Origin of the sequence: Chitinophaga oryzae (assembly GCF_012516375.2) — a bacterium.
Lineage (GTDB): Bacteria > Bacteroidota > Bacteroidia > Chitinophagales > Chitinophagaceae > Chitinophaga > Chitinophaga oryzae.
Window position 1 is genome coordinate 791,578 of the sequence record NZ_CP051204.2, and the last position, 26,180, is coordinate 817,757.

At 50.8% G+C, this 26,180-nt stretch carries 21 protein-coding genes; 11 read left to right on the forward strand and 10 right to left on the reverse strand.

The features are described 5' to 3' along the window. Positions 1-64: 64 nt before the first annotated feature. On the forward strand, positions 65-1,594 hold the full coding sequence (gene gltX, locus HF324_RS03325) for a glutamate--tRNA ligase (protein WP_168861897.1): 1,530 nt from the start codon (positions 65-67) through the stop codon (positions 1,592-1,594). A gap of 102 nt (positions 1,595-1,696) precedes the next feature. On the opposite strand, the gene HF324_RS03330 is transcribed toward gltX, so the two are convergent. Beyond that, positions 1,697-3,367, reverse strand: coding sequence for a glutamine--tRNA ligase/YqeY domain fusion protein (locus HF324_RS03330; RefSeq protein WP_168861898.1), 1,671 nt, complete (start codon positions 3,365-3,367; stop codon positions 1,697-1,699). Positions 3,368-3,461: 94 nt separating this feature from the next. Here HF324_RS03330 and HF324_RS03335 point away from each other — a divergent pair, with 94 nt between their 5' ends. The 7 genes from HF324_RS03335 to HF324_RS03365 all read left to right on the forward strand — a co-directional run bounded on the left by HF324_RS03335 (position 3,462) and on the right by HF324_RS03365 (position 10,220). Further along, positions 3,462-3,881 carry a cobalamin B12-binding domain-containing protein gene (locus HF324_RS03335; RefSeq protein ID WP_078669215.1) on the forward strand — a complete coding sequence of 140 codons (420 nt, stop codon included), beginning with the start codon at positions 3,462-3,464 and terminating at the stop codon, positions 3,879-3,881. Between the two features lie 92 nt (positions 3,882-3,973). Continuing rightward, a complete protein-coding gene (locus HF324_RS03340; protein WP_168809504.1) occupies positions 3,974-4,777 on the forward strand; it encodes a hypothetical protein in 804 nt (267 codons plus the stop codon). 108 nt (positions 4,778-4,885) lie between these two features. Next, positions 4,886-5,629, forward strand: a complete 744-nt coding sequence (locus tag HF324_RS03345) for a porin family protein (RefSeq protein WP_168861899.1) — start codon at positions 4,886-4,888, stop codon at positions 5,627-5,629. 22 nt (positions 5,630-5,651) lie between these two features. Further along, positions 5,652-6,836 (forward strand): S41 family peptidase, encoded by a 1,185-nt coding sequence (locus HF324_RS03350; protein WP_168809508.1) that lies wholly within the window; start codon positions 5,652-5,654, stop codon positions 6,834-6,836. A 45-nt stretch (positions 6,837-6,881) separates the two neighbouring features. Continuing rightward, positions 6,882-7,658: an enoyl-CoA hydratase/isomerase family protein gene (locus HF324_RS03355; protein ID WP_168861900.1), complete on the forward strand. Its 777-nt coding sequence runs from the start codon at positions 6,882-6,884 to the stop codon at positions 7,656-7,658. A 48-nt stretch (positions 7,659-7,706) separates the two neighbouring features. Next, positions 7,707-9,107, forward strand: a complete 1,401-nt coding sequence (gene fumC / locus HF324_RS03360) for a class II fumarate hydratase (protein ID WP_078669210.1) — start codon at positions 7,707-7,709, stop codon at positions 9,105-9,107. A 117-nt stretch (positions 9,108-9,224) separates the two neighbouring features. After that, on the forward strand, positions 9,225-10,220 hold the full coding sequence (locus HF324_RS03365; protein WP_168809512.1) for a 2-hydroxyacid dehydrogenase: 996 nt from the start codon (positions 9,225-9,227) through the stop codon (positions 10,218-10,220). A 51-nt stretch (positions 10,221-10,271) separates the two neighbouring features. Here HF324_RS03365 and HF324_RS03370 read toward each other — a convergent pair whose 3' ends face one another. The 8 genes from HF324_RS03370 to HF324_RS03405 form a co-directional block, all read right to left on the reverse strand. Beyond that, positions 10,272-11,183 carry a sulfite exporter TauE/SafE family protein gene (locus HF324_RS03370; protein WP_168861901.1) on the reverse strand — a complete coding sequence of 304 codons (912 nt, stop codon included), beginning with the start codon at positions 11,181-11,183 and terminating at the stop codon, positions 10,272-10,274. 23 nt (positions 11,184-11,206) lie between these two features. Then, entirely contained in the window at positions 11,207-14,068 is a 2,862-nt protein-coding gene (locus HF324_RS03375; RefSeq protein ID WP_168861902.1) for a TonB-dependent receptor, read from the reverse strand. A gap of 366 nt (positions 14,069-14,434) precedes the next feature. Further along, the gene (locus HF324_RS03380) at positions 14,435-15,082 is read right to left on the reverse strand and encodes a lipoprotein signal peptidase (protein ID WP_168809518.1); all 648 of its coding nucleotides are present in this window, start codon (positions 15,080-15,082) and stop codon (positions 14,435-14,437) included. A 63-nt stretch (positions 15,083-15,145) separates the two neighbouring features. Further along, positions 15,146-17,659 carry a bifunctional UDP-N-acetylmuramoyl-tripeptide:D-alanyl-D-alanine ligase/alanine racemase gene (locus HF324_RS03385; protein WP_168809520.1) on the reverse strand — a complete coding sequence of 838 codons (2,514 nt, stop codon included), beginning with the start codon at positions 17,657-17,659 and terminating at the stop codon, positions 15,146-15,148. 85 nt (positions 17,660-17,744) lie between these two features. Then, a complete protein-coding gene (locus HF324_RS03390) occupies positions 17,745-18,659 on the reverse strand; it encodes a TerC/Alx family metal homeostasis membrane protein (RefSeq protein WP_168809530.1) in 915 nt (304 codons plus the stop codon). A 257-nt stretch (positions 18,660-18,916) separates the two neighbouring features. After that, the gene (gene gldG / locus HF324_RS03395) at positions 18,917-20,620 is read right to left on the reverse strand and encodes a gliding motility-associated ABC transporter substrate-binding protein GldG (protein WP_168861903.1); all 1,704 of its coding nucleotides are present in this window, start codon (positions 20,618-20,620) and stop codon (positions 18,917-18,919) included. 10 nt (positions 20,621-20,630) lie between these two features. Next, a complete protein-coding gene (gene gldF, locus HF324_RS03400; RefSeq protein ID WP_168809534.1) occupies positions 20,631-21,371 on the reverse strand; it encodes a gliding motility-associated ABC transporter permease subunit GldF in 741 nt (246 codons plus the stop codon). A 69-nt stretch (positions 21,372-21,440) separates the two neighbouring features. Beyond that, entirely contained in the window at positions 21,441-22,658 is a 1,218-nt protein-coding gene (locus HF324_RS03405; protein ID WP_168861904.1) for an IscS subfamily cysteine desulfurase, read from the reverse strand. 110 nt (positions 22,659-22,768) lie between these two features. Between HF324_RS03405 and mce the strand changes: the two genes are divergently transcribed. After that, entirely contained in the window at positions 22,769-23,170 is a 402-nt protein-coding gene (mce, locus tag HF324_RS03410; protein ID WP_168861905.1) for a methylmalonyl-CoA epimerase, read from the forward strand. A 664-nt stretch (positions 23,171-23,834) separates the two neighbouring features. On the opposite strand, the gene HF324_RS03415 is transcribed toward mce, so the two are convergent. Continuing rightward, on the reverse strand, positions 23,835-25,121 hold the full coding sequence (locus HF324_RS03415) for a UDP-N-acetylmuramoyl-tripeptide--D-alanyl-D-alanine ligase (protein ID WP_168809539.1): 1,287 nt from the start codon (positions 25,119-25,121) through the stop codon (positions 23,835-23,837). Between the two features lie 93 nt (positions 25,122-25,214). Here HF324_RS03415 and HF324_RS03420 point away from each other — a divergent pair, with 93 nt between their 5' ends. Both HF324_RS03420 and HF324_RS03425 read left to right on the forward strand, forming a co-directional pair. After that, positions 25,215-25,592, forward strand: a complete 378-nt coding sequence (locus HF324_RS03420; protein WP_168809542.1) for a hypothetical protein — start codon at positions 25,215-25,217, stop codon at positions 25,590-25,592. Between the two features lie 19 nt (positions 25,593-25,611). After that, positions 25,612-26,160: a YceI family protein gene (locus HF324_RS03425; RefSeq protein WP_168809544.1), complete on the forward strand. Its 549-nt coding sequence runs from the start codon at positions 25,612-25,614 to the stop codon at positions 26,158-26,160. Positions 26,161-26,180: the final 20 nt, after the last annotated feature.

Consider the following 26,180-nt stretch of genomic DNA (forward strand, 5'->3'; position numbering starts at 1 on the left):
TAGGTTAAAAAGCAGTAAAGCGGATGACAGCAATCTAAATGCTATTTCCTTACCTTTGCGATCTATGGATAATAAAAAAGTAAGAGTGCGTTTTGCCCCCAGTCCTACTGGTGGCCTGCATCTTGGAGGTGTACGCACTGTATTGTTCAACTATTTGTTTGCAAAGCAGCATAAAGGTGATTTTATCCTGCGTATTGAAGATACTGACCAGACCCGCTATGTACCGGGTGCTGAAGAATATATTAACGAATGTCTGCGCTGGTGCGGTCTCACTCCTGACGAGAGCCCTGCCGTAGGCGGCCCCTATGCCCCCTACCGCCAGAGCGAGCGTAAACCGCTGTACCGCCAGTATGCGGAGCAACTGGTGACGTCCGGTCACGCCTACTATGCATTCGATACCCCGGAAGAACTGGAGAGCATGCGCGAAAGGATGAAAACGCCTGAGAACCCGCAGCCGCAGTACAACCATAAGATCAGGGAAAAAATGCGCAACTCCTTCTCCCTCTCTGAGGCGGAAGTACAGGAGCTGCTGGCGAAAAATACACCGCACGTTATCCGTATTAAAATGCCCTCCGACCAGGAGCTGTCCTTTACAGACCTGATCCGCGGGGAGGTGACCATCAACACCGGCCAGGTAGATGATAAAGTACTGCTGAAAGCGGATGGTATGCCTACCTACCACCTCGCCGTGGTGGTAGACGACTACCTGATGAAGATCACCCACGCCTTCCGCGGGGAGGAATGGCTGCCTTCCGCACCCGTTCACATCCTCCTGTGGAAATACCTGGGCTGGGAGGCAGATATGCCGCAGTGGGCGCATCTGCCACTGATCCTGAAACCGGACGGTAACGGTAAACTCAGCAAACGCGATGGCGACCGCCTCGGTTTCCCGGTATATGCCATGAACTGGACTGACCCGCGTTCCAACGAATTCACCAAAGGCTTCCGCGAACTGGGTTTCCTGCCGGAAGCGTTCATCAATATGCTGGCCATGCTGGGCTGGAACGACGGTTCCGAACAGGAGATCTTCTCCCTGGAAGAACTGGTCAATAAATTCTCCATTGACCGCGTACACAAAGCCGGCGCTAAATTCGATTACGAAAAGGCGAAATGGTTCAACCACCAGTACCTGCACCATAAAGACAATGAGAGCCTGGCCCGCCTCTTTGAACCCGTGCTGGAAGAAAAAGGCGTGAAAGCGGCCCCTGAATATGTGGCCACTGTAGCCGGACTGGTAAAAGAGCGCTGCTACTTTGTCAACGACATATGGGACCACGGTTTCTTCTTCTTCGAAGCGCCCGCCGCTTACGACGAAGCTGCCGTAAAGCCCAAGTGGAACGCCGACAAAGCCGCTTTCTTCGCAGAATGGTCCGCAAAGCTGGACGATGTTTCCGCTTTCACGGCGCCGGAGCTGGAAGCCAGCTTCAAAGCGTTCGCCGCTGAAAAGAACATCAAGATGGGCGAGCTGCAGCTGCCTTTCCGTATCATGCTCACCGGCGGTAAATTCGGCCCTCCCGTATTTGACATTGCTGCCACGCTGGGCCTCACCGAGACCCGCACCCGCATCGCCAAAGGCGTAGCGGCTTTTGGCTAACCAGGAATTACGAATTACGAATTGAGGGCTCCCATTTAGAAAGGTTATTAAATAACCGCTCTATAAGGGAGCCCTCAATTCGTAATTCGTAATTCGTAATTCCTAATTGTTTTTTCCTTTTTCTTTAGCCCAGGCGTCTTTCAGGGTAACGGTCCTGTTGAACACCACTTTGTCAGGCGTGCTGTCGGGATCTACCGTGAAATAACCCTTACGCATAAACTGGAAGCGGTCGCCGGCTTTGGCCTGTAACAGGCCCGGCTCTACGTACGCTTCTTTGACCACCTGCAGGGATTCCGGGTTGAGGAATTCCTTGAAGTCGCCCTCTTCTGCAGCCGGGTTCTCTGATTTAAAGAGACGGTCATACAGTCTGACCTCGGCGGTGGCGGCGTGTTCGGCGCTCACCCAGTGAATGGTGCCTTTTACGGTCATGCCGCTATGGTCTCCGCCGCTCTTGCTTTCCGGCAGATAGCTGGCATAGATAGTGGTGATGTTGCCGTCAGCGTCTTTTTCCACGCTTTCCCCTTTGATGATGTAGGCGTTTTTCAGGCGCACATGCAGGCCGGGGCCCAGCCGGAAGAATTTCTTCGGAGGTTCTTCCATGAAGTCTTCCCGCTCTATATAAAGGGTTTTGCTGAAATACAGGGTACGGCTGCCGGCAGAAGCGTCTTCCGGGTTGTTTTCCGCACTCATTTCTTCCACCTGTCCGTCGGGGTAGTTGGAGATGATCAGCTTCACCGGGTCCAGCACGGCCATCACACGGTTGGCCGTCTTGTTCAGCTCCTCGCGGATGCAGAATTCCAGCAGGCCGAGGTCGATCATTTGCTCGCGTTTCTGTACGCCTACCCTTTCACAAAACTGACGGATGCTGGCAGGGGTATAGCCACGGCGGCGCAGGCCGCTGATAGTGGGCATACGGGGATCATCCCAGCCGCTCACATATTTTTCTTCCACCAGCTGTTTCAGTTTTCGTTTACTCATCACCGTGTAGGTCACGTTCAGACGGGAGAACTCATACTGATGGCTGGGGAATATTTCCAGTTCCTTGATAAACCAGTCGTACAGTGCACGGTGGGGAATGAACTCCAGCGTACAGAGGGAATGGGTAATGTTTTCGATACTGTCGCTCTGGCCGTGGGCGAAGTCGTACATCGGATAGATGCACCATTTGTCGCCGGTACGGTGGTGATGCGCATGTTTGATGCGGTACATGAGGGGATCACGCATGTGCATGTTGGGAGACGCCAGGTCTATTTTGGCACGGAGGGTTTTTTCGCCGTCTTTAAATTCACCGGCGCGCATCCGGGCAAACAGGTCCAGGTTTTCTTCCACAGACCTGCTTCTGGCAGGCGTAGGCGTACCGGGAGTGGTAGGCGTGCCTTTGCTGGCCGCTATTTCCTCGGCGGTAGCATCTTCTACGTAAGCCAGCCCCTTCTTGATCAGCGTCACCGCAAATTCATATATCTGCTCAAAGTAGTCGGAAGCATACAGTTCTTGGTCCCACTCATAGCCCAGCCAGCGGATGTCCGCCTTGATGGAATCCACGTATTCGGTGTCTTCTGTGACAGGGTTGGTATCGTCAAAGCGGAGATTGGTTTTGCCATTGAATTGCTGGGCCAGGCCAAAGTTCACGGCAATAGACTTGGCATGTCCTATATGGAGATAGCCGTTCGGTTCGGGCGGGAAACGCGTCAGCACACGTCCGCCGTTGACGCCATTAGCAATGTCGTCTGCTACGATCTGTTCTATAAAATTGAGTGACCTTTCTTCGCTCATAAAAAAATTAAATATGTCTGCAAAGGTAGCAAAAATAGCGCTTAGCTTTTAGTTACGGCTAATCCTTATCTTTACGACCTTAATTTTTTTAAGCATGGTCAACCAGTTAAATCGCCCCGTTCGTGTGTTGGTCGCTAAAGTCGGCCTCGATGGCCACGACCGTGGCGCCAAAGTGATCGCTGCCGCCCTCCGGGACGCCGGTATGGAAGTTATATACACCGGGTTAAGGCAAACCCCCGAAATGGTGGTCAACGCCGCCCTCCAGGAAGATGTGGACGCCATCGGCATCAGCATCCTTTCCGGCGCACACATGACGGTTTTTCCTAAAGTGATAGCGCTCATGAAAGAGAAGGGCATGAACGACGTACTGCTCACCGGCGGCGGTATCATCCCCGATGCGGACATGCAGCAGCTGCAGGATATGGGCGTGGGCAAACTGTTCCCCCCGGGCACCCATACCAAAGATATTTCCGACTATATCACCACCTGGGTGGCCGGTCACAGAAATTTTTAAAATTTTTTTCGTGTAGCCGTAACATTTCCACGGGCGGGTCGTCTTCTGGGTATAAATCACCAGAAATCTAAGAAACCACAACCGCCATTTTTATGAAATACAAGTTATACCCTTCTCTGTTACTGTTGCTGTTATGCACTGTAAGTGCCTTTGCTCAGGAAAACACAGATTCCACGGACCAGAAGAAGACTGCCGACAGCAGAATATCGATCTCCTTTGGCAAATACCCTAAAAAGCGGGAAAAGAGCTATGTTACCTCCGGCCTGTCGGGCATGCTCTCTTTTGCTGACATGAAACAGAACGGGGAGCATATGCGCAACATCCCCCGCTTCAGCTTCATTTTAAATTATCATGTTAATTACAACAAGGACTTTACCCGCCACTTCGGAGCGTTTACTGGCCTGGAATTCAAGAATATAGGACTGATCTCCAAACCAGCTGATTCCCTGAAGCTGAAACAACGGGTGTATACGCTGGGCGTACCAATCGGGTTTAAAATCGGCGACGTGACCGGAGGCGATTTCTTCTTCTTCGGCGGAGAACTGGACCTGGCTTTCAACTACAAGGAAAAACAATTTGTGGATGGTAAAAAAGTACACAAATTCAACGAATGGTTCAGCGACCGTACACCGCTGATCATGCCATCGCTGTTTGCCGGCCTCCGGGTACATGGTTTCGGCGTGAAAGTGCAGTACTATCCGCAGAATTTCTTTAACAGGGATTTCAGCTATGGCTCCGGTGTTAATAAAGTATACCCCTACCGGAATACAGACGCCAACCTGATATTTGTCACCTTGGGTTATACTTTCAACGGCGTGAAATACTTTAAAGTGCCCAGGAAAAGGCACTACATGAAAATGAAAAGCGGAAAAGCGGAGATAGAGGTGAACTATTAAGCCCCTGAAACGTTATTTCTTCATAATTTCCGTAGCAGGCCCCGGTTTGCTACGGAATTTTTTTTATGTGCAGCCATCAACCGAAAAAAAACCTCAAACAAAGGCTTTATGAAGAAACAATTACTCCTCTTTGCCACCTTTTTCCTGTTAACCCACACCGTCCGGGCACAGTTTGAAATCGGTGTTTCCGGCGGGTATGTCAATAACTATGTACATACCAACGCCGGCTATCGCGCTTTTACGCAGTATCACCAGTACAGCGGCTTTACGGCCGGCCTGGTGCTGCAATACCGCTTCAACGACTGGCTGGCCATACAGGCGGACCCATCGTATATCCGCAAAAGTTATGAGCTGCGCCGTGATCACTTCTTCGACGGCATTTACCAGTATAACCTCAACGGCTATCTGCAATTGCCGCTGATGGCGCATTTTTCCTTTGGCGGACAAAAGCTGCGAGGCTTCGTGAATGCCGGCGGTTACGGCGCCTACTGGATCAGCGGCCGTGTTAAAGGCGCTATGGCCAACGTGTTCAGCAGTAACCCGGACGTGCCGGACGATGAGCAGACCTCGGATTTTTTCCGGTATAATACCGCTTACCATTACGACGAAAAGTACACTTTCGACAGCCGCCGCGACCGGCGGATGGAATGGGGCCTCGTTGCCGGTGGCGGCGTGGAATACCTGCTGCACAAACGTTTCCGCTTTTTCGCCGAAGCCCGCTATTACTATTCGCTCACAGACCAACAGAAAAATTACATGATCAACCAGGTGCCCCGGTATAACGATACCTACGTACTGCAGGCAGGATGCCTGTTCAACCTTCGCCACCTGTTCCACGGCGATGCCGAATAAATGTTGCTCACCATTAATTTTTATGAAGATGAAATCTCCTGTCAGCTATATACTGCCCCTGTTGATGATAATACTGTTGATGACTGCCGCCTGCCGGAAAGACCTGCCACAGCTGAATGAACCGCAGGACTACGTCAGCGCCAATTTCAACGAAGTGTTCGATGCCTTCTGGACCGGCATGAACAATAATTATGTTTTCTGGGATATTGATACGGTCGACTGGGACCGGGTGCACCGCACCTACAAGCCCCTCTTCGCCCAACTGAATATCAATGACTCCAACGATGTCCGTAAGGCCTATACTTATTTTAAGCAGATGACGGCCGGGCTGGTGGATTCCCATTACAATATTGACTTTGCAGACACCTGGCTGGCAGACTCCAATTCCGTGAACCCGGCCTACCAGCGGAAGCGTGCTAGCGCTGGCTATCATCCCCGCATCAGCATCTTCCATTTCTATGATACCATTCCCAGGCACTATCTCAGTGCCGGCCGCCGCGGGTTTACCAATACGCCCGACGGCCGCCAGTATGTGGCCGTTTCCGGTACCATCAATCAGAATATCCTGTACCTGTACTTCAGCGGGTTCAACCTTAAAACGCTTTTCAATACCGACACCATGAACGGTGTAAAACGGGTGGAGCAGTATTTTTTTGATAATCTGGCCCAGCGCAACGATCTGAAAGGCATCATCATCGACGTGCGGGGCAACGGCGGCGGCAGTCTGGACGATCTGAACTTCCTGCTGGGAAAAATGGTGACCCAGCCGGTCCATTTCGGTTATACCCGCTCCAAGCTGGGCAACGGAAGGCTGGACTACACTCCATGGGCGCCCGCCTATGTGACGCCGCAGACCGGGGCCAAAGCTATCACCGTCCCTATTGTGATGCTGGCAGATGCATGGTCGGTCAGCATGGCGGAAATAACCACCATGGCCGTAAAAGCCCTGCCCAACGGGCATTTTGTGGGAGAGCGCACCTGGGGCGCCAACGGGCCGCTGACAGGTAATAAATTTTATAACGGCGGCCAGTTCGGCACCGGCTGGCTCAACCTGGTATATACCTCTTCCCTTGTGTTCAAATACATCGACGGAAATGTGTATGAGGGAGTTGGATTTTCCCCGGACAGGGCCGTGCCGTACAATCCGGCGGCACTGCGCGCCGGCCGCGACCTGCAACTGGAGGCAGCCCTGAGCCTGATTCGTTAGTTATCGAATATTGCTTAATATTGATAAACTAAAAAAAGAAGGCCCATGTACCAGACATTAACCACGCAACTGGATAATAATATTCTGATCGTGACGATCAACCGCCCGGAAAAGATGAACGCCCTCAACCAGCGGATGATGGGAGAACTGGGCCTGGTGATCGACGAAATTTACCGGAACAAAGACATCAAAGCGGCCGTTCTCACCGGCTCCGGCGAGAAAGCCTTTGTAGCCGGTGCTGACATCAGCGAATTCCTGACCCTCTCCCCCAAACAGGGCGAAGAGCTGGCCAAAAGCGGCCATGTGGTGTTTCAGCGGATAGAATGCTCTCCTAAGCCTATCATAGCAGCTGTCAACGGCTTTGCGCTGGGCGGCGGCTGCGAACTGGCCATGGCCTGCCATTTCCGTATCGCCAGCGAAAACGCCAGATTCGGCCAGCCAGAGGTGAACCTGGGCCTGATCCCCGGCTATGGCGGCACCCAGCGGCTTACCCAGCTGATTGGCAAAGGAAAGGCCACAGAGCTGATGATGACGGGAGACATGCTCACTGCCGCAGAGGCCCTGGCATGGGGGCTGGTAAACCATGTGGTGAAGCTGGAAGAGCTACTGCCCAAAGCCATCGCCATCCTGCAGAAAATACAGACCAAAGCCCCGCTGGCCGTGGCCCGCGTGGTGAAATGCGTAAACGCCGCCCTGGATAAGGATGTAGACGGCTGGGAAACCGAAATACGGGAATTTGCCGCCTGTTTCGCTACCAAAGACCTGCAGGAGGGCGCCGAAGCTTTTATTCAGAAAAGACAGGCAAATTTTAAGGGCGAATAATAGCAGAACGCTTTACTTTTGCTGCATTAATTCATAAAAGCTTAAGCCATGGAATTTAGAATAGAGAAAGACACAATGGGTGAAGTACAGGTGCCTGTAAACGCCTATTACGGTGCTCAAACACAGCGCTCCATTGAGAATTTCAAGATCGCCCAGGACATCAACAGAATGCCTAAAGAAATCATCAGGGCATTTGCTTACCTGAAGAAAGCGGCAGCACTCACCAACCTGGACGCAGGCGTACTGCCCAAAGAAAAAAGCGATCTGATTGGCCAGGTGTGCGATGAAATACTGGAAGGTAAACTGGACAACGAGTTCCCGCTGGTAGTATGGCAAACAGGTTCCGGTACCCAGTCCAACATGAACGTGAACGAAGTGGTGGCTTACCGCGCGCACGTTATCCACGGTGGCCAGCTCACCGATAAAGACAAGTTCGTGCACCCGAACGACGACGTGAACAAATCACAATCCTCCAACGATACCTTCCCTACCGCTATGCACATCGCGGCGTACAAAATGCTGGTGGAAACAACCATCCCCGGTATTAAAAAACTGCGCGACACGCTGGCTAAAAAAGCAGAAGCTTTCAAACATGTGGTGAAAATCGGCCGCACCCACTTCATGGATGCTACACCGCTCACCCTCGGACAGGAAATCAGCGGCTATGTGGCCCAGCTCGACCACGGGCTGAGAGCCATCAACAACGCGCTGCCTCACCTGAGTGAACTGGCCCTCGGCGGTACCGCCGTAGGTACCGGTATCAATACCCCCAAAGGTTATTCCGAAAACGTAGCGGCGCACATCGCCAAACTGACCGGACTGCCTTTCGTGACTGCTCCCAACAAATTTGAAGCGCTGGCTGCCCACGACGCCATCGTGGAAGCCCACGGCGCCCTCAAAACAGTAGCAGTAAGCCTGATGAAAATCGCCAACGACGTGCGTATGCTGAGCTCCGGCCCCCGCGCAGGCATCGGCGAAATCCACATCCCGGACAACGAGCCCGGATCTTCCATCATGCCCGGTAAAGTAAACCCCACCCAATGTGAAGCCCTCACCATGATCGCTGCACAAGTAATGGGTAACGACGTAGCTATCTCCGTAGGCGGCGCCAACGGGCACTTTGAACTCAACGTGTTCAAACCGGTGATGATCTATAACTTCCTGCACTCCGCCCGCCTCATCGGCGAAGGCTGCGTGAGCTTCAACGACAAATGCGCTGAAGGCATCGAACCGATCGAAGCCAACATCCGCAAACACGTGGAAAACTCCCTGATGCTGGTGACTGCCCTCAATACCAAAATTGGTTATTACAAAGCGGCAGAAATCGCACAGAAAGCACATAAAGAAGGTACCACACTGAAGGAAATGGCAGTGAAACTGGGCTACGTAACTCCCGAACAATTCGACGAGTGGGTAGTTCCCGGTAACATGGTCGGCGACATTAAATAATAATTGCGAATTACGGATTGCGAATTACGAATTAGGGGCTGTCCTGGGCCCATCCATGAATGGCCTGTCTGATGACGAATTCCCAATTCGTAATTCGTAATTCGTAATCCGTAATTTATGAATATCCTTTTCTTCAGTACCCAGCCCTACGACATTACTTATTTTAATCAGGCTAACCCTGGTAATACGCATCACTTCCGCTTCCTGGAATACCCGCTCAACGAAGACAATACCGCGCTGATCAAAGATGAAACTGCCGTCTGCATTTTTGTGAACGATAAAGCCGATGCTGCCGTCATCCGACTGCTGAAGGAAAAAGGCATCAGGCTGATCGCGCTCCGCTGCGCCGGCTTCAACAACGTAGACCTCAAAGCCGCAGCAGAAGCAGGCATCAGGGTCGTACGCGTACCGGCCTATTCTCCGCACGCGGTAGCCGAACATGCGGTTGCATTGCTGCTGGCGCTAAACAGGAAGTTATATAAATCGTATAACCGTGTACGTGATAATAACTTTACATTAAGCGGACTGGAAGGGTTTGATGTGTATGGAAAAACAGTAGGCGTCATCGGTACCGGTAATATCGGCGCAGTATTCTGCCGTATCATGCTGGGCTTCGGCTGCAAAGTACTGGCACATGATGTTTACAACAACAAAGACCTGATGGAAGCCGGCGTGACCTATGTATCACCGGAGGCCATCATGGAGCAATCGGATATTATCTCCCTGCATTGCCCGCTGACACAGGATACCAGGCATCTCATCAACGCACATACGATTCACCGGATGAAACGCGGCGTTATGCTGATCAATACCAGCCGTGGCGGTTTGATAGATACCAAAGCCGTGGTGGAAGCGCTGAAAGACGGCCATATCGGTGCGCTCGGCATCGATGTGTATGAACAGGAAGAACAACTCTTCTTCCAGAATTTCTCCGGCACTATTATCCAGGACGATGTGCTTTCGCGCCTCACTACTTTTCCCAACGTGCTCGTAACAGCGCATCAGGGATTCTTTACCAGGGAAGCGCTCACGCAGATCGCGGAAACAACGCTGGCTAATATCACCGCCTTCGGAAAAAATGAAATCCTCAAAAATGAAATAACCCAGGGCTGAAGCCCTGGGCTACTCTCGCTTCAAAACAGCTAAAATAACGTAGCCCTGGCGTTAACCCAGGAGCCCGATAAGCGTACGGAGACTAAGCAGTATTATTAACGTGCCCACCAGTATCATCAGGGGCTTGCGTTTGATTTTACGTACCAGTAAAGCGGCAAACGGGGAGGCGATCACACCTCCGGTAACGAGTCCGATGATCACCTGCCAGCTGCTGATGCCGGTGAAGAACAGGAAGGTAATGGCGCTGGAAAGGGAAATGAAAAACTCTGCGGCATTGACGGAGCCGATGGTATAGTGTACCGCGCGGCCTTTACTGAGCAAGGTGGCGGTCACGATCGGGCCCCATCCGCCGCCGCCGACAGCGTCCATAAACCCGCCGGCGAAGGCCAGCGGCGCAAGCCTTTTGGTCCTGGCTTTACGCTGATGACGCCGGAATGCTTTCCGGATAACGATAACGCCCAGTACCAGCAGGTATACGCTGATATAGGGTTTGATAAGATCTCCATTGATCCGGTCGGCCAGCAGGTAAGCGCCGGTGATGGCGCCTGTCATTCCGGGTATCAGTAAACACAGGAACAGCTTTTTGTTGACATTCCCGAGTTTAAAATGTGAAAAGCCGGATGCGCCGGTGGTAAAGACTTCCGCCACATGTACACTGGCGCTGCTCACAGCAGGCGATACGCCCATGCCCAGTAATAAAGAAGATGAGGTAGCGCCATAGGCCATGCCCAGTGCGCCATCCACCAACTGGGCGCACAGGCCGGCCGCGATATAGAAAAGTATTTCAGTGGTAAAAACAGTGCCCAGGAAGTCGTGAACTTTCACTTGCGTGGCTTCCGGTGTGAGGTAAGGAAAAAGCAGCACCAGCAGGGCTATAGTAACGACCGCCGTTCCTGCGGTATGCCACCATTGCCATTTACGGCCCTGTTGTTTTACGGAAAGTGTACTGATCGATGTTTCCATGCTGGTGCTTTTTAAATCGTTAACTATTTTTTGAACACGTTGTCATAGGTGATGGTGAGGTAGTACAAACCACGGATGGTAGGCCCGCCAACATACTGGAAGTACGCTGTATTCAGCAGATTGGAGGCGCCCAGTTTGAAAGATGTTTTGATCTTCGGCACCCGGTAGGTGACCTGCGCGTCTACGGTGCTGTATGCCGGCACGTCAGCATTGCCGAAGAGGTTCTGCCAGTAGAAAGTATCCTGCCAGTGCCATACAACGTTGAAGCCTATATTTTTAAAGAGGTTACGGTTGCCGACACTGATGTTGGTAAACCACTGCGGGGTGTTGAAACCTGGTACCAGCGCATCGTCTTTGGTTTTATCCTGCGTCAGCCTGTTGAAGTTCACATTACCGCTCACCGTGTAATTTTTGTAAATGTCGTACGTAACCGCGGCGGCGAAGCCGTAGTTGTTAACCGTAGATTTGCTGTTGGCCCATACACGGTAGCGGTTCTGCAACGATTTGTCGAGCATTTGGTTCAGCACTGCGGCATCCGGTGAATTGACATTGCCGGTTTGCGGTACTACGGCTTCAATCTGGCCGATAAAGTTTTTATAGGAGCTGTAATAACCATCGAGGTCGATGAACAGCTTATTGTCCAGCAGTACGGCTTTATACCCTGCTTCGAAGGAAGTGATTTCTTCCGGCACGATGGGCTCGAGGTTGGCAACTTTCAGCACACCGGCGTTTTTGGCGGCGGCAGCTTCTTTGCTGATATGTTCCGCATTAATGGTTTTGTTGACCGCTACGTTGAAAGCGTCTACGGAAGTAGTGAGATAAGAGTTTTTAAAGTAGCCCAGCCCCTCTTCGATAAAGGCGAGGCCGCCTACACGCCGCACCTGCCCGTTGTTCACGAAAGAGAAGGCTTCAAACAGAGAGGGGAAGCGGAAGCCGTTTTGCCAGGACACCCGGAAATTGTGTTTGTCTTTTACGGTATATACAGCGGCGATACGGGGATTTACCTTGCCGGTGAACTGTTCGTTTTTATCGTAGCGCAGGGAGCCGGTCAGCTTCAGCGCATCATGGAAGAAGGACTTGCTGATTTGTGCGAAGCCGCCCACTTTGCCGTACCAGATATGTTTACCGCCTTCCTGGTTGCGTTTGTCGAGCGGCAGTGTGAAATCCACGAAGTTGTTGCCGTCGGGGATGATCTCGTAGGTGCGGTAATCGGCGCCTACCAGCACATCTGCGAAGTGGATGTATTTGCGCAGGTTCCAGGTGCCTTCTGTGTGATAGAAGCGGCTCATTTGTTTGAGCGCGGCGCCGCCGCTGGTGTTTGCGGGGTTTTTGGAAGTGGGGTAAATATCCCAGTCGTTGATGGTTTTGATTTTATCGCGCTGCGCTTCAAAGGCGGCGGTGCCGGGTTCAAAGCGGCCGGCGTCTGCGAAGGCGCGTGCGGCTTTATGCGCGGCCACCAGGTCTGCCCCCTGTGTCAGGGCGTTGTTGAGACCGGTGGTATAATCTTTCTGCCATGTTTTATCCGACTTGAAAGACTTCTCCAGGTTGTCCGCCAGCGGGTTCATGTTGTAGGATTTACCGGTATTCTCGATAGAAATGTAAGAGCGTACGGTGAAATCGGGGTGTGTTATTTCCAGTTTGTGGTTGGAAACGGTGACGCCTCTGAGGCCGATGCGGTTGCCGCGTTGAAAGAAGCCGTCCATCTGCCCCCAGCGGGAGGCGAGGGATATTTCAATTTTGTTGGGCAGCCGGAAATTGAGGGAGCCGTCTATTTTGGTATTGCGTACGGTGTAGTCGCCTACGAGGTCTTTCTCCCAGTAGCCGGTACGGTGCACGGTATAGGCGCGGCCATCTTTGTCGGTGATGGAGATGTTGCCCTGGTCGGCATATTTGTTCCAGTTGTCGGCGGCGATATTGTTTTCACCGCTGAGCTGCGGAAAGTCGGGGTTGATCTTGCTTTGCGGGGTGAAGTCATCGTGACTGTCAGCGTACCAGTCGGTGCCCTGCATGTAACTGGCATTGATTTTCCAGGCGAACCATTTGGTGTATGCCTGGGCGTAGCGTATGGCCGTTTCTGTGAGTGGCTTGGGGCTGCTGCCTTTGCCATCGAAATGATTGAACGCTATTTTCTGATATACGCTGACCCCCTGGTAATCGAACGGGTTTTTAGTGACGAGGTTAGACATGCCGTTGATGGCGTTCATGCCATACAGAGCGGAAGATGCGCCGGGGGTGACTTCCACGCTCTGTATGTCCAGCTCCGTAGGGCCGATAGCGTTACCCAGGGGAACGCCGAGGGTAGCCGCCTGGTTGTCCACGCCGTCTACCAGCTGCATGAAGCGGAAGTTGTTGGGCACGTTAAAACCGCGGGTGTTGAATACTTTGAAGGTGAGGCCGGCGGTGGTCATCTGTACGCCTTTAAGGTTGCCCAGTGCGTCGTAGAAGGTAGATGACGGTGTTTCCTTCAGCGCACGGATATCGAGTTTTTCGATGGCCACCGGTGAGCGCAGCAGTTTTTCCTGCTGGCGGGAGGCGGATACCACCACTTCGTTGACCAGCAGTGACTGGGTGAAGAGTTGTATGGCTACTTTGCTGTTGCTGTTTTTTACCTCGAACTCCTGTGGCTGATAGCCAATCAGGCGGATCACCAGTTTCAGGGGGAAACGCGTGTTGGTGGTCAGCTGAAAACGGCCCGTGCTGTCGGTAGTAGTGCCGAACGACGTGCCTTTTATCTGTACAGAAGCGCCTGGCAGGCCGGCGCTGCGATCGTCCGTGATTTTGCCTTCGATGACGTAAGAGCCGTTGAGTTGTGCCTTTGATAGGGTTGGTGTGAATACCAGTGCCAAAATGAGGATTTTGGCCAGTATTGGTAAGAACTTTTGCATGATGTGGTAAAAGTTATAACATTTATATAGATCCTGAATGGTGATAAAAATGGTAGGGAGCGCCGGAAAGCCGCGATGTAAAAGCCTCAACATCGATGTAACAACATGGTGTGTACAGTTTTTAAAGCCATATAGTCTATAGAATTAGTAGACAAATATAAAATGAGCTTTGTTCATTTCAAAGCAGAGAAAAAAAATAAATTACAAGAGGTTGATAATGAAGGGGTATGATTTCGAGATTTTGGGATTCTTTGTTTACAGGACTATTGGGAGTGAATTAAAAAGTGAGGGATTTCCCGATCCGAAAATCAAAAAATCCCTCAAAAAATATCTAAATAACAAAATATCCAAATAACTAAATCTCTGTTAGATCTCCGCGTGGCTGGCGGCTTTCTCCTGTTGGGCGGCGGTATGCCGGGCAAAGAACCGTTTCTGGAACAGCAGGATAGTGATCACGCCAACTGAGATGGCGGCGTCGGCGATGTTAAATACCGGGCGGAAAAACACAAAGTAATCACCACCTTTAAAGGGAATCCAGCTGGGCAGGTAACCTTCATAGATGGGGAAGTACAGCATATCCACCACGCGGCCGTGAAGGAAACTGCCGTAACCACCGCCGGGAGGCATGAACTGTGCTACTTCGTAGCCGATACTGTCGTTGAAGATAAGCCCGTAGAACATGCTATCTATCAGGTTGCCGGCCGCACCGGCCAGGATCAGGGAGCCACAGATCAGTAAACCTGTGCTGTATTTTTCCCGGATAAGCTTTTTCATGTAGATGAAGCCGGCCACCACTGCTACCAACCGGAAGGTGGTCAGCAGGATTTTGCCGAAGTCGCCGCCAAATTTGAGACCGTAGGCCATCCCTTCATTTTCAATGAAGTGGATACGGAACCAGTTGGGGAAAATGATGAACTCCTGCTGCATGAACATGTGCGTCTTGATCCAGAATTTCAGCGTCTGATCAATAACCAGGATAAGGATAACAATAAAAACTACGTGACGATATTTCAATTGATATTAAAATTTTATCAAAAATAACAGATTATTTCAAAGTCCGAAACCTGCAATATATCATTATTCCTGAAAATATACCCTTTTCACCCGCTGTGAAATTCCTGTTAATATTTCGTAGGCAATGGTATCCGCCCAGTCGGCCAATTGCTGTACAGACAGGTCCTGACCGAAAACGATCACCTCATCGCCTTCCATGATATCCGGGATATGCGTCACGTCCAGCATCAGCATGTCCATGGCCACTGCGCCGATAACGGGGGCGAGTTTGCCGCGGATGAGCATTTTGCCGACACCATTGCCGAGCCTGCGGGGATACCCGTCGGCATAACCGATGCGTACGGTGGCGGTCACTGCCGGCGCTTTGGCAGTCCAGCGGGCGCCATAGCCCACGCTGTCGCCGATTTCCAGGTTTTTAAGCTGTGCCACGGTGGTTTTCAGGGTGCTGACATTCCGCAGCTGGTCCTGGATGCCATTGCTGTAATCGAGGCCGTACATGCCAATACCCAGTCTTACCATGTCCAGGTGGAGTTCCGGATGCCGGGTGATGCCGGAGCTGTTGGAAATGTGGCGGATCACGGTATAACTCAGCGCTTTTTGCAGTTCATGGCTCATTTCATAGAACAAACGGCCCTGCTGCTGTGTCAGCGCATCTTTCTCCGGGTCTTCGCTGGCGGCAAGGTGACTGAAAATGGACTGTACCTTCAGCAGCTCGTTGGCTGTCAGCGCCTGCGACAATGCGGGGATATCCTTTTTCACAAAGCCGAGGCGGTGCATACCCGTGTCCAGCTTGATATGGATCGGGAATTCGGTCTTGCCTGCAGCACTCACTTCTTCCATAAACTGCAACAGGATGCCCATGGAATAAATTTCCGGTTCGAGGTTCCAGTGCAGGATTGCGTCAAAGCTGGCCGGCTCGGGATTCATTACCATGATCGGCATGGTAATACCGGCGCGGCGCAGTTCCACACCTTCGTCTGCATAGGCCACCGCGAGGTAGTCAATGCCATGGAACTGCAGCAGATTGGCAATTTCAAAGCTGCCGCTGCCATAGGAGAATGCTTTCACCATGGCCATCAGCTTGGTGCCTGGCTTCAGCAACGACTGATATTGTTTCACGTTGTGTGCAATAGCGCTCAGGTTGATCTCGAGGATAGTCTGATGCGCTTTCTGCTCCAGCAGTTTTCCGATCCGCTCGAACTGGAAAACGCGGGAGCCCTTCACCAGGATGGTTTCGTTCTCGAAATCATCGGCGTTGAACTGCTGAACATATTCATCGGTGGTATTAAAAAACTGTGTTTTTAAGCCTTCCACCTGCTGGAAACTTTTCTTTTCCCGGCCAATGTTTTTCCCGATGGCGATCAGTTTATTGATGCCCTTTTTCTGCAACAGGTCGGCCACTTCTTCATATAAGGTGGCGTCGCTTTTGCCGCTTTGCAGGATATCGCTCAGGATGACGGTGCGGGTGGCATGCTGCTGTTGCTGCTGGAGGAAATCGAGCGCAATGGTCAGCGAGCCCAGATCGAGGTTGTACGCATCGTTGATCACAGAGCTGTTATTGATGCCCTGTTTCAGTTCCAGCCGCATGGCGATGTTACTGAGCAGGTCCATCCGTTGCTGGATCACTTCCTGTTCCTTGCCGAGATACAGCATGAGGGCCCAGCAGTGAATGGCGTTTTCGATAGAGCCTTCATCTACAAAAGGAATATTGATGTGCAGTGTTTCCTGTTTGTACAGCGCTTCAATACGGGTCTGGTTGTCATGTTTCTCGATGGTAACAATACGCAGGTCAGCGTCTGTTTTGCGGGACCAGGAGAAGAGCTCCGGACCGCCGCCACCGCCTTCCTGGTTTTCTTTCTTGCCGACCTGGTTGTGGAAAGACAATACGCACTCATTCAGGGCGAGATAGTCTTTGCAATAGATAAGAATATCGCTTTTGGCGAAGAGGACCAGCTTTTCGTTGATCTTCTGCCGGATGTTGAGAAATCCTTCACTGTGGGCTTCGCCGATATTGGTAAAGATACCGATGGTAGGACGGATGATCTTTTCCAGGTTCACCATCTCGCCGGGCTGAGAAATGCCGGCCTCGAAGATAGCCAGCTGGTGTTCCGGTTTCATCTGCCATACGGAGAGCGGCACGCCTGTCTGGGAGTTGTAGCTCTTCGGGCTGCGTACAATGTTGTAATCCTTTTCCAGCAACTGGTACAGCCATTCTTTAACGATGGTTTTACCGTTGCTGCCGGTGATACCGATGACAGGAATATGGAACTGCTGCCGGTGGAATGCTACCAGCGTATGCAGGGCCTGCAGCGTATCTTTTACCAGGATGATGTTGGCTTTAGGATATTTTTCCAAAGGCACGGGTTCACTCACAATGAAATTGCTAACCCCTTTGCGGTACAGCTCCTCCATGTATTGATGAGCATTGCGCCGGGGGCTAACAAGGGGTATGAACACAGATGTTTCCGGAAAACTCAGCTTCCGGCTGTCCAGTAACAGATGTTCAATTTCAGAAAATCCGGTCTCTTGCAACAATTCCCCTTTGAGTGTCTTGTTAATGCTTGCTGCGTTATACACTTTTATCAGATTTGAATAATCACTAACCACTGCTATGACTCTTATAGCAGCCGTTTTATTACTAGGCTTTTCGGTTTCCGGTATCTCATTTTTTCTGATGACGGAGGGAGTACCAGATAGACCCTCCCAGGCAAAAAACAATCACCAGCAACGATACGTATACCGGTATATGGATAAAGTAATCTGCCAGCATTTTCAGTCCGATGTATATCAGTACGATCGCAATCCCCTGAGGCAGATAATCGAATTTATCTACCGCCCCTCTCAACAAAAAGAACAGGGAACGTAATCCCAGTACCGCAAATATGTTGGAGGTATATACCACAACCGGCTGTTGTGAGATGGCAAATACCGCAGGAATGGAATCCAGGGCGAAAATAATATCGGTCACGGCGAGCATCATGACTACTACAGATAACGTCGTCAGGTACACCTTATTATTTTTGCGGACCACAAATTTTCCATGTGCCTCTTCATGCGTCACCCGCAGGTATTTGTTCATAAACCGGTAAGCCATATTTTCTTCCGGCTTGAACTCATCGTCCGCTTTCGCGGTAAACATTTTATAACCGGTGTACAACAGGAATGCGCCGAAAAGGTACAATATCCAGTGAAACCGGGCAATCAGCACCACGCCCACACTGATGAAAATAGCCCGGAAGACCAGCGCCATCAGGATACCTATCAATAATACACGCGAGTAGTGCTCTTCCTTTACTTTAAAGAAACTGAAAATGAGAATAAACACAAAAATATTGTCCATCGACAGTGATTTCTCCATGAGATAAGCACTCATGAAGCTGATGGCGATTTCCGCTCCATCTTCAAACCACATAAATCCAAAGAACAGTATGGCCAGGCCCACCCAGAAAATACTCTGCCACAGCGCAGTCTTTAACGTTGTTTTGGTGTTTTTTTTACTGAATAAGCCTAAATCAAAAACTAAAGCCAGGACTATCACAATACTAAAAATGAGATATGTCCACTGGATAGGTGTCATGAAACGCACGCTTTTTGTGAACGGCAAAGATAGGTATTTCTACACGCAAAGGCACATAAGCGCGCAAAGAGCGCGAAGATATACATGGAAAAGCGCCATGCCACCCGAAACTAAAAATGCATATAAAAAAATTAAAAACGGATGACGCTGGTCATCTGCTATATGCATGGGTTATTACTCTAATATTAAGACAGATGTTTTTTTGTCATTCTTCTCCGCTTCTTAGCGCCCTTTGCTCCCTTTCTCCCTTTGCGTGCCTACTCTGCAAACTTACGCTGGCGCACAAACTGGAATACCATCGCAAAAAGCAGCACCAGCCCTATCGGCACCAGGAAGCAGATCACCTGCCATTTTGTTTTTTCCTTTTTAACTTTTTCTGCGTCCAGCAAACGGAGGGTCAACTCCTTGTTCCGGCTTTCCATGATGCCGCTATTGCCGCTCAGGTACTCGAGACAGTTGAGGAAAAACTCTTTATTGGCAAAGGCAAAGCCCGGATTAAATTCGTTGATGCCCATCTGCAGGGGCCCGTCTTTACGGGATACGGCGTTAGCGATAAGATCGCCGTCACTGACGATGATCATCGTATTGACAGTATCAGCTGTTTCCCGGAAAGGCCTGCCGCTTGCCTGCTGAATAGCGGCCATGGTGGCCTGGTCCAGCCGGTTGCGGAACAGCGAGGTGAAATGCCCTTCCAGCAATACGGCCGCAGGTATATTGCGCTCACGGTACTCGCGGACATTGGGTTTTGTTTTTACAATATCCCAGCTCACCTGCGCCGGGATGCGTACGCGGCGGCTGCTGCGGGAGGTGGTGAGCAGAATGGTTTTTTTCACGCCTTCCGCTTTTACGGTATCAAGAGAGCTGACAAAGCGGCTCAGCACCATATCCATATTTTTTACAATATGATGTGCGCCCGTTGGCGTCAGCATGGGAAAATACGGGAACGGCACCGGCTGGATCTGCGGCCGGTTGCCCACATTGCCTACTACCAGCGGCACAATATCACATTGCAGGTCCTGTACCAGGTCCTGGTTGATGCGCACGCCATAGCGGAATAACAGGTCTTCCAGGTTCAACCCCCTGTCGAAAGCGAGGAATTCGGACCGTTGATGCAGGCTGTCCATCGATGCGTTGGTTTCATCGAGAAACCAGAACACTTTTCCGCCATTCATCACATACTGATCGATCTTTAATTTGTCCTGATCGCTGAAAGCCGCTGCTGGCTTGGCAAACAGGATGATGTCAAAGTCATGCGGAATCAGCGGAACGGATTGCAGCGTGAGCGTGTCCAGACCGTAGCCGGCCTGGAGCGTTGTGAGGGCGTCGTACACTTCTGCGCCCAGCGATTCGCCATGGCCCAGCATATACCCTACCAGCGGCTTTTTCTCCTCCTGCAATTTGCTGATGGCGTTGGCGAACTGGTACTCCAGCAGGGCTTCGGAGTTGTTCATGGTTTGCATGGGGTCTTGCCCGCCCTGGTTTTTCAACAGGTTGACGCCGATGGTTTTTCCCTTGTAATGCACCAGTGCGCCGGGAAAGATGAGTTTTTCAGCGTAACTGTCATTGGCGTCTTCCTGCACTTTCATGTTAAACGGCATGATGCCCTGCGCGGTCAGCTCACCAAAGAACTTCATGCGGGCGGAGTCTGAAAGGCCCTGGCCGGGGTTGATGAAAGTAAAGCGGATGTTCTGTTTGCCATATTCGCGGAATTCCTCCAGCAGCTCCTGCGTGGACTGGGCCAGCTGTTTGAAGGAGGCCGGATAATCCCCTTTGAGGAACACTTCTATATCTACCGGGCTGTTGAGCTGCCGCAGCATCTGTTTGGTGCTGCCGGTGAGCGTATATCTTTTCTCCGCAGTCAGGTCCCATCTGCCATGGAAGTAGGCCGCGGCAATGTTCACGCCAATCAGTACGAGGATAATAACGAGCGCCTGTTGTATATATTTTTTTCGTTTAGCCATACTGTTTATATTAACCGTTCTGCCAGAGTTTTCTTTGTAGGGATAATTTGGTGAGATACAGCATCAGGCCGATAACGCTGATGAAGTAGATGATATCGCGGCTGTCGATCACCCCGCGGCTGACAGACGTGTAATGGAACCGGATACCGGCCATCTGCAGATAATAGTCGGCCCCGCCGCTGAAAGCAGGGATTTTACTGAGCGCGTCGAAGCCATTGTAAAAAATATAGCAGGTGAAAACGGCGATCAGGAAGGCGATCATGGCGTTGGCGGTCAGCGAAGACGCCCACAGGCCGATAGCAGTGAAAACGGCGCCCAGCAGGAACAGGCCGGTATAAGCGCCCAGCATGCCGCCGTTGTCGAGCTGCTGTGGGTTTACGCTCAACTGCCGTACGGCGATATAATATACTACGGTTGGTATCAGGGAGATGCCTACAATAAGCAGGCTGCCCCAGAATTTACCCATCACGATCTGCCACCAGCTGAGTGGCTTGGTGCTCAACAGTTCCATGGTGCCGGTTTTAAATTCGTCGGCAAAGCAGCGCATAGTGATAGCGGGTATCAGTAACAGATAGATCAGCGGAGCGAGGTCGAACAGCGGGTCCAGGTTGGCGTAACCGGTGTCGAGCAGGCTGGTATCGGGGAAGACGAAGAGGAACAGGCCGTTTGCCAGTAAAAACAGTACGATGGCCACATAGCCGGTGACGCTGCTGAAAAACTGGTTGATCTCTTTCTTAAAGATGGCAAGCATGGACAGTTTTGTAAGGATTAGGATACATAAAAATACAAATATATAAGATTATGGTTGCCGGCAGGAAAATCATGGATGAGCCCAGGAAGCGCTATCGGCGAGGTGTCCTTCCCGGTACATTTCCCAGAGAGGGCTTTCTGCCCGTAATTGTTCAACGGTACCGGTAACGGTGCGGATAGCGTAATCGATCTGTTCATCCGTGGTGAACCGGCCCAGGGCGAAGCGCAGGGAGGCATGAGCGAGGTCGTCGCCGATACCGAGGGCTTTCAGCACATAGCTGGGCTCCATGGAGGCCGCCGTGCAGGCGGAGCCGGAAGAGAGTGCAATTGTTTTATTAAATCCCATCAGTAAGGTGGTGCCTTCTATATATTTAAAGGAAATATTCATCACATGCGGCAGACGGTGTTCTACGGAACCATTCACATAAGCATGTTCTATTTGTAATAACGCTTCCTGGAGGCGGTTTCGCATGAGCGACAATCTTTTTGCGTCGGCGGCCATTTCCTGTTGGGCGATCTCACAGGCTTTGCCCAGTCCTACGATGCCGGGCACGTTGAGGGTACCGGAGCGCATGCCTCTTTCATGGCCGCCGCCGTCCATCTGCGCAGTAAGTTTTACCCGGGGATCGCGGCGCCTTACGTAAAGGGCGCCCACGCCTTTGGGCCCGTACATCTTGTGGGCGCTGAGCGTCAGCAGGTCGATATGGTCGCTGAGCACATTGACCGGTATTTTTCCCACGGCCTGGGAAGCGTCGCAGAGGTAGATGACGCCGTGCTTTTTGGCGATGGCGCCTATGGTCTGCACCGGATGGATCACACCGGTTTCATTGTTGGCATACATAAAAGCCAGGAGAATCGTCTGCGGGGTGATAGCAGCTTCCAGTGCGGCCGTGTCGGGAAGCCCGTCACTGTTGACCGGCAGGTAAGTCACCACGGCGCCTTTCTTCTCCAGGTGTTTGCAGGTGTCCAGCACCGCCTTGTGTTCGGTCTGACAGGTGATAATATGGTTGCCTTTGGCCGTATAGGTCTCAAAAACGCCTTTGATGGCGAGGTTGACGGCCTCCGTGGCGCCGGAGGTAAATACGATCTCCTGCGGTTGCGCCCCTATCAGCCGGGCTACCTGTTCGCGGGCCTGGTCTGCCGCCGCTTCCGCCGCCCAGCCAAAAGCGTGGCTGCGGCTGGCCGCGTTGCCAAACATGACGCTGAAATACGGCAACATGGTCTCCAGCACCCGCGGGTCGCAGGGCGTGGTAGCGTTATTGTCCAGGTAAACAGGCAGGTCTAACATATTCTCTTTATTTTTTATATCATCTCGCAAACAATCCAAATCTACGACATAAGTTCTATTTTTACCGGGTTAGGCAAGACGCCATTCATCATACCGACAAAAGAATTTTCATGCTGAAAGTAGAACATATCGGGATCGCAGTAGCATCCCTGGACGTGTCTGTTCCGTTATTCGAGAAACTATTGAATACGCCCTGTTATAAAAAGGAAGAGGTTAGCAGCGAACAGGTGCTGACGGCTTTTTTTCAACAGGGGGAAACCAAGATAGAATTACTGGAGGCGACGGGGCCGGACAGTGCCATAGCTAAATTTTTGGCTAAAAAGGGAGAAGGCATGCATCACATTGCGTTTGAGGTGGCGGATATCTATGCGGAGATGGCCAGATTACAGCAGGAAGGGTTTGTGTTATTACAGGAAACACCCAAAAAAGGGGCTGATAACAAGCTGATTTGCTTTCTGCACCCCAAAAATACCAACGGGGTTTTGATCGAAATTTGTCAAGATATCAAATAACGAATTAGTTAGACATAATGAATTTTAATAATTAAAATTATTTAAATTTTTTTTCCATTTTAGCAATCCAAAGAGATCCTGTGATACGTAGATAAATAGAGTGACCCCGAAAGGGAACCCAAAAACCAAAATCAGAGAGAATAATTGCCCAAAAATTTTTCAGTTTTTTTGAACAAATATATTTTCTGATATGTTATCTCAATAAAAGACAATCAAAAACAAAAATTAAAAAGACAGATCCTTATAAACTCAAGATATTATAAAGCTTGATTTTTATAGTTAATATAAAGTCTAAGCTTTCACGATTACTCTAAAGTTGGCATAGGTTATGAACACCTGCGGGTTTTTTAGCTTGCAGGTCTTTTTTTTTAGCTAACTCCACACTTCTTCCATTTCGTTTCTTTGGATATTTTAAAAGAAACAAAAAATCAAAAGGGCGGATAGTTTATAGGATATCTTAGATGGCAATGAAAGCAGCTGATAAGATCAGTTCGCATTAACTACATGTATCATCACTGCATTACTGGTTTTCTATCGTTGTTGCAGGTACACGATGCATTTAAAATTCAGTGTACCCATGGTCCGCATATATGCGTTTACGGTATTAAACGCATTTGTTTTCAAATTATTGTAACGTAATTGTGATGGACATGATTATTGCTGATCAGGCGAGCACTTTTTCCATGCCGGTGCTGCGGGAACCTTTAATCAGTATGTGCGTGTCCTGGAACTGTTGCTGCTGCAGCCATTTGGCAGCCTCCGCGGAATTGTCGAGGTAAATATACGGATGATTCACTTTCTTAAAATCACCGCCTACTAATACGACCGCTTCCCAGTGATGGCGTTGTAATTGTTCCACCAGTGCTTCATGTTCTTTAATACTGTCGGTACCCAGCTCCATCATGGCGCCGAGCATCAGTACTTTCTTCGGCGCTTCGATGCCGAGGAAGTTGTCGATGGCGGCTTTCATACTGGATGGGTTGGCGTTGTACGCGTCCATGATGATGGTGTTAGTGCCTTGCTGCATCACCTGCGAGCGGTTGTTGGACGGCGTATAGGCGGCGATGGCGGGACCGATTTTTTCTGCCGGCACTTTAAAGTGGCTGGCTACGGCCACGGCAGCCATCACGTTCGGGAAATTGTAGGCGCCGGTAAGTTTGGTTTGTATAAATCCGATGTTATTGTTGTTGACCTGCACACCCAGCAATGCCTTATCCGCCGCGGGAGTACCGGTGTAATCGGCCTCTTTGCTGCCATAGGTCACCATGTGCGGAATGCCTTTGCTCATTTCGAGGAGATAGGGGTAATCGTTGCACACGAACACCGTACCGTTGTTGTCGCGCAGGTAATCATACAGCTCCCCTTTGGCGATGCGGACGCCTTCCTCGCCGCCGAAGCCTTCGAGGTGGGCTTTACCAATATTGGTGATGATGCCGTGTGTGGGCAGCGCAATTTTGCAGTAACCCGCAATTTCCTTCTGATGGTTGGCGCCCATTTCAATCACAGCTATTTCCACGTCCGGCTTGATGGCCAGGATGGTCAGCGGCACGCCGATATGGTTGTTGAGGTTGCCGACGGTGGCGTATGTTTTGAAGCCGGCCGAGAGGGCGGCGTTTACCAGTTCTTTCGTAGTGGTTTTACCGTTAGTGCCGGTAATGGCCAGGAAAGGAATGTTTAATTGTTTCCGGTGCCACAGGGCCAGCGCCTGTAAAGTCTCCAGCGCATTATCTACCAGTGCCATTTTATCCGGCTGCGTATAATAGGCCGCTTCGTCCACAACGGCGAAGGCAGCGCCCATCTCCAGCGCTTTAGCGGCAAATTCGTTGCCATTGAAATTACCCCCTTTCAGGGCAAAGAAAATATCATTCGGTTGCAACTTGCGGGTGTCTGTCTGGATGCTAAAATGCTGCAGATAGATATGATAGATTTGTTCTATGGTCACGGGTAGCATATTTTCTGCAAAATAACAACTAAATCCAAATAGTATAACCCTGGCAACCCATTCACTGCATCTTTCGTATCAGATACAGGTTAATAAGCTATTATGAAAAAGAAAACCCATCTTTTGTTAGCGGGATGTATCCTGCTGGCAGCCTGTAAAAATGAACAGGCGCCGGCACCGGTGATCCCGAACGAGGGCCTTGACTGTAAAGTAGCCCGTATTGTCACCAGTTATGCCGATCAGGCCATCCAGGCCAACTGTACCTCCCGCGGATGCCATACCGGCAATATCCCGAGAGGCCGCGCTGACTTCTCTTCCCCGGATAAGCTGAAGGCCTACATTACAGCTTCCCGGGCAGTTTTTGTGCAACGGGTTACCAGTGCGCAGGCAGATATGCCGCCATCACGGTTCCCCGCTTTGTCGAAAGGAATGAAGGACTCCATCGCCTGTTGGATAGAACATGGTATGCCTGATCAGTAAATCCAAATCTTTTTTGCTCATGAAAAACCTGTTCCTTCTTTTCTCCATGGTGATCATCACCGGTGCGGTATCAGCGCAGGATGTATTCTCCTGTAGGAATACCCGGTTCTCTTTCTTTTCCTCAGCGCCGCTGGAAGATATAGAGGCTAAAACCGACAAAGGCGTGTCTGCCATCAACGTAAAAACCGGCGCTATTTATTTTAAGGTCCCCATCGCCTCTTTCCAGTTCAGGAAAAAGCTGATGCAGGACCATTTCAACCAAAATTATCTGGAGAGCGACAAGTATCCGTTTGCCGAATTCAAAGGAAAAGTGCTGGAGAACGCAGACCTCAACCGTAACGGCACCTACCAGGTGACCGTGGAAGGTACGCTCAACCTGCACGGGGTGGACAAGCCCTATCGTGAAAAAGGCACCATCACGGTGAAAGACGGTAGCATCACGGCCGGTTCTACTTTCAACATCCGTATTGCAGACCATCGCATCGACGTGCCTACCATGGTGGTAAAAAATATTGCCGAAGTGGTGGCGGTAACTGTCAACGCGGTGTACACCGTGGTAAACCGGTAATCATTGTAAACATTATTTAA

What these genes read in the sequence shown, in the direction of transcription:
- gltX (WP_168861897.1), top strand. Translation starts at nt 65, where the DNA reads ATGGATAATAAAAAAGTAAGAGTGCGTTTTGCCCCCAGTCCTACTGGT.
- HF324_RS03330 (WP_168861898.1), bottom strand. Translation starts at nt 3,367, where the DNA reads ATGAGCGAAGAAAGGTCACTCAATTTTATAGAACAGATCGTAGCAGAC.
- HF324_RS03335 (WP_078669215.1), top strand. Translation starts at nt 3,462, where the DNA reads ATGGTCAACCAGTTAAATCGCCCCGTTCGTGTGTTGGTCGCTAAAGTC.
- HF324_RS03340 (WP_168809504.1), top strand. Translation starts at nt 3,974, where the DNA reads ATGAAATACAAGTTATACCCTTCTCTGTTACTGTTGCTGTTATGCACT.
- HF324_RS03345 (WP_168861899.1), top strand. Translation starts at nt 4,886, where the DNA reads ATGAAGAAACAATTACTCCTCTTTGCCACCTTTTTCCTGTTAACCCAC.
- HF324_RS03350 (WP_168809508.1), top strand. Translation starts at nt 5,652, where the DNA reads ATGAAGATGAAATCTCCTGTCAGCTATATACTGCCCCTGTTGATGATA.
- HF324_RS03355 (WP_168861900.1), top strand. Translation starts at nt 6,882, where the DNA reads ATGTACCAGACATTAACCACGCAACTGGATAATAATATTCTGATCGTG.
- fumC (WP_078669210.1), top strand. Translation starts at nt 7,707, where the DNA reads ATGGAATTTAGAATAGAGAAAGACACAATGGGTGAAGTACAGGTGCCT.
- HF324_RS03365 (WP_168809512.1), top strand. Translation starts at nt 9,225, where the DNA reads ATGAATATCCTTTTCTTCAGTACCCAGCCCTACGACATTACTTATTTT.
- HF324_RS03370 (WP_168861901.1), bottom strand. Translation starts at nt 11,183, where the DNA reads ATGGAAACATCGATCAGTACACTTTCCGTAAAACAACAGGGCCGTAAA.
- HF324_RS03375 (WP_168861902.1), bottom strand. Translation starts at nt 14,068, where the DNA reads ATGCAAAAGTTCTTACCAATACTGGCCAAAATCCTCATTTTGGCACTG.
- HF324_RS03390 (WP_168809530.1), bottom strand. Translation starts at nt 18,659, where the DNA reads ATGACACCTATCCAGTGGACATATCTCATTTTTAGTATTGTGATAGTC.
- gldG (WP_168861903.1), bottom strand. Translation starts at nt 20,620, where the DNA reads ATGGCTAAACGAAAAAAATATATACAACAGGCGCTCGTTATTATCCTC.
- gldF (WP_168809534.1), bottom strand. Translation starts at nt 21,371, where the DNA reads ATGCTTGCCATCTTTAAGAAAGAGATCAACCAGTTTTTCAGCAGCGTC.
- HF324_RS03405 (WP_168861904.1), bottom strand. Translation starts at nt 22,658, where the DNA reads ATGTTAGACCTGCCTGTTTACCTGGACAATAACGCTACCACGCCCTGC.
- mce (WP_168861905.1), top strand. Translation starts at nt 22,769, where the DNA reads ATGCTGAAAGTAGAACATATCGGGATCGCAGTAGCATCCCTGGACGTG.
- HF324_RS03415 (WP_168809539.1), bottom strand. Translation starts at nt 25,121, where the DNA reads ATGCTACCCGTGACCATAGAACAAATCTATCATATCTATCTGCAGCAT.
- HF324_RS03420 (WP_168809542.1), top strand. Translation starts at nt 25,215, where the DNA reads ATGAAAAAGAAAACCCATCTTTTGTTAGCGGGATGTATCCTGCTGGCA.
- HF324_RS03425 (WP_168809544.1), top strand. Translation starts at nt 25,612, where the DNA reads ATGAAAAACCTGTTCCTTCTTTTCTCCATGGTGATCATCACCGGTGCG.